Annotated in this window: 3 protein-coding genes; all 3 read right to left on the reverse strand. The window is 41.1% G+C overall.

Features of this window, described 5'->3' with window-relative positions:
• Positions 1-39: 39 nt before the first annotated feature.
• Positions 40-1656, reverse strand: coding sequence for an FMN-binding glutamate synthase family protein (locus tag ACFVSH_RS24865; RefSeq protein ID WP_387708419.1), 1617 nt, complete (start codon positions 1654-1656; stop codon positions 40-42).
• Between the two features lie 47 nt (positions 1657-1703).
• Complete coding sequence (locus ACFVSH_RS24870) at positions 1704-2321, reverse strand: NAD(P)H-binding protein (RefSeq protein ID WP_387708421.1); 618 nt, start codon at positions 2319-2321, stop codon at positions 1704-1706.
• A 357-nt stretch (positions 2322-2678) separates the two neighbouring features.
• The gene (locus ACFVSH_RS24875) at positions 2679-2861 is read right to left on the reverse strand and encodes a YolD-like family protein (RefSeq protein WP_076369858.1); all 183 of its coding nucleotides are present in this window, start codon (positions 2859-2861) and stop codon (positions 2679-2681) included.
• Positions 2862-2931 lie beyond the last annotated feature (70 nt).

Consider the following 2931-nt stretch of genomic DNA (forward strand, 5'->3'; position numbering starts at 1 on the left):
CTTATATATGGTATATGGAGTATCCATTAACCCAACCCTTTATTTCTCCACTTTTTCCTTATTTCTTAACTTCTCCACTTTTTCGGGAGTGAGGGTGATGTCCCGGACAGGCGAAACTCTTCCCCATTCATCCTTGTGAACGATGTGTTTTCGTTCAAATTTGGTCGGAGTATCTATACCTGCGGCAGCTGCAAGGTTAAACAGCCCCTCGCGGAGTGAAATCACGTAATTGGCGACTCGGTATTGTTTTTCCTCAATAACCAGCCCTTCCTGCAACTTTGAATCAGTCGTGGCTACGCCGGCGGGGCAGTGGTTTGTATGGCAGATTTCAGCCATGATGCAGCCAACGCTTATCATAAAACCACGGGCAATATTGACCAAATCTGCCCCCATCGCTAAAGCGACTGCCACTTTATCTGGAGAAGTCAGCTTGCCGGATGCAATCAGCTTGACCCTGTTACGTACATCATATTTTTTTAACATCTCATCTACAAGTGGCAAAGCTGACATAATTGGAAGTCCGACTGCATCAGCAAGCTCCTGATAGGTTGCCCCAGTTCCACCTTCTCCACCATCCACGGTGATAAAATCCGGCCCTTTACTTGTACCTCTCATGGTTTTCGCCATTTCCTCAAGTGCATCAAGATCCCCCACAACGATTTTGATACCGATTGGCTTTCCGCCTACATCCCTCATTCTTTCCACTAATTCGAACAATTCATTAAAATTCTTGAATTCATAGAACCGGTTAGGGCTGTTGATCGTTCGGCCAGGCTCTACCAGGCGGATTTGGGCAATTTCTTCTGTCACTTTTTGCCCTTCAATATGCCCACCTCTGATTTTGGCACCTTGTGCCAGCTTAATTTCAAATGCCTTTACTTGCTCGATTTCACTTTTCTTCTTGAATTCTTCCCAGGAGAACTCCCCACCTGGTGTCCTTACTCCAAACAGTCCCGGACCGATCTGCATGATGATGTCGGGATTTCCGGAAAGATGGTATTTGGAAAGACCGCCTTCACCGGTATTCATCCATGTTCCTCCTGCAAGGCCCAATCCTCCCGACAGTGCAGTGATGGCATTCTCCCCGAGTGCACCGTAGCTCATTGCAGACTGTCCTATGAGTCCCTTTAATTTAAATGGATTCTGGCATGTATCTCCTCCGATTATGACAGCATCCTCGTCACGTAAATAGTACGGTTCTATTTGTCTATCTTCCCGATTCTCCTTTCGGGTCAATAGTCCTTCTTCCACTACTTCATATACCTTTGTATTGATTTTTTGGCTATTATCTATTCTCAATTCTTCCCGGAGTTTGGGAAACATGCTATTACGAATATAGTATCCAGCTTCATTGAAGTCACGTTCAGATCCAAATCCGATTAGACGCTCCTTATATTTACCTGCTTTTACAACATCCTCGAATTCCTTTCTTGAGAAAGGGGTGCCTTCATTATTATTTTCAAATAAATACTGCCTAAGTTCAGGTCCTATTTGCTCTGTCATGTATCTAATTCTACCGATTAGGGGGAAATTCCTTAGGATTGAGTGTTGTTTTTGTGTATCATCCTTACGGTAAAAGTACGCTGCGGCCACAGCTGTCCCTAAAACGGCAGATCCTTTTAAAACTGTAGGAAGGTATTTTTTCAACTTGGACATTTTATCACCCTTTGTTTCTTATTTTTTGTGCAAATTATTCGAGCTGTCTATAATCTTCGGAGTGCTTCATGAATCAGAATTTCTCCAGAAGTTACATTGATCGTTTTATTAAATACTTCTTTAGTATCCAGCGCTTCGACCAATACGGAAGCAATATCCTCTTTTGGGATCTCGTCTTTGTCATGCTCAATTGATAGTCCAGCTTCTACCTTACCAATTCCCGGCTTGTCCACAGGCATGCTTGTCCGTATAACCGTATATGTAAACTTTTCCTGTCTTAATAGCTCCTCTGAGTTGAAACGGATTGCACTAGCATCTCCCATTTGATTTGCCCGCATGGCGCTCATGAGAACAAAGCGCTTCACCCCATGTTTCTTAGCAGCCTCAACCGAGTCTATTACTGACTGATGGTCAACCAGTATTGGTTTGCCCTCCCCAGTCCGGGGGCTGGCGCTACTCAAGTAGATTACTGCTTCACAGTCCGAAAAAGCACTCGAAAATTCCCTTCTTTCCAATGAGACCACTGCTGATGCTCCAAGCTTAACCATTTCTTCAACTTTATTTTCAGCTCCCACTAGTGCTACCGGGTTATGGTGCCTGTCTGCCAGCTGTTTTACAACGTGCTCTCCCGTCATATCCTCTGTTCCTATTACAAGTACTCTCATTTTAAAACCTCCCTGCTAGCTTCATACTATCTATTTACCACTTTAAAGTTTAGTAAAACACTTAAGCTTCTTCTGCCGTATCGTTTATTTTAACGATACTTTGAAAGTTAATTATTAGGGAAATTCCCGTTTCATCATAATCGGACATCCATTATTACAGAAACTGCACGAACTACATTAGTGATTGGAATGAAACATCTCGCCAAGATTTTATTTCGTAAACCATAGTGAAGAAGCCAGGAAAGCTAAATGACCCTTTAGCTTTCCATATAAGAAAAAGAACCTCTAGTAAAATACTAGAGATTCAGGATAAATTAATATATTGTAACTTTAATTATTTAAATGAAAGTAATTAAGTTAATATATTTCCATTATACGAGATAAACGAATAGAGAAAATCTTTTGATTTTCATCCTTTAAGGAAAGGGTTTGTTCATGAAGGTTAAGTTTATGCAATTGACCCTTACATGTTTTTAATACTCCTTCTTTATAATAAATGATGGTCGTTATGCCCTTTTTTTTCAACGATTTCAAGATCATCTGATTATCTCCTTTCTGTCTATTCAATTATTTAATATTTGTATGATAATTGGTGCAATACTATGAAATC

Source organism: Peribacillus sp. NPDC058002 (genome assembly GCF_042886655.1).
In the GTDB taxonomy this organism is placed as follows: domain Bacteria; phylum Bacillota; class Bacilli; order Bacillales; family DSM-1321; genus Peribacillus; species Peribacillus aracenensis.

Coding starts and splice junctions, on each gene's coding strand:
- ACFVSH_RS24865 (WP_387708419.1), bottom strand. CDS start 1,656: ATGTCCAAGTTGAAAAAATACCTTCCTACAGTTTTAAAAGGATCTGCC.
- ACFVSH_RS24875 (WP_076369858.1), bottom strand. CDS start 2,861: ATGATCTTGAAATCGTTGAAAAAAAAGGGCATAACGACCATCATTTAT.
- ACFVSH_RS24870 (WP_387708421.1), bottom strand. CDS start 2,321: ATGAGAGTACTTGTAATAGGAACAGAGGATATGACGGGAGAGCACGTT.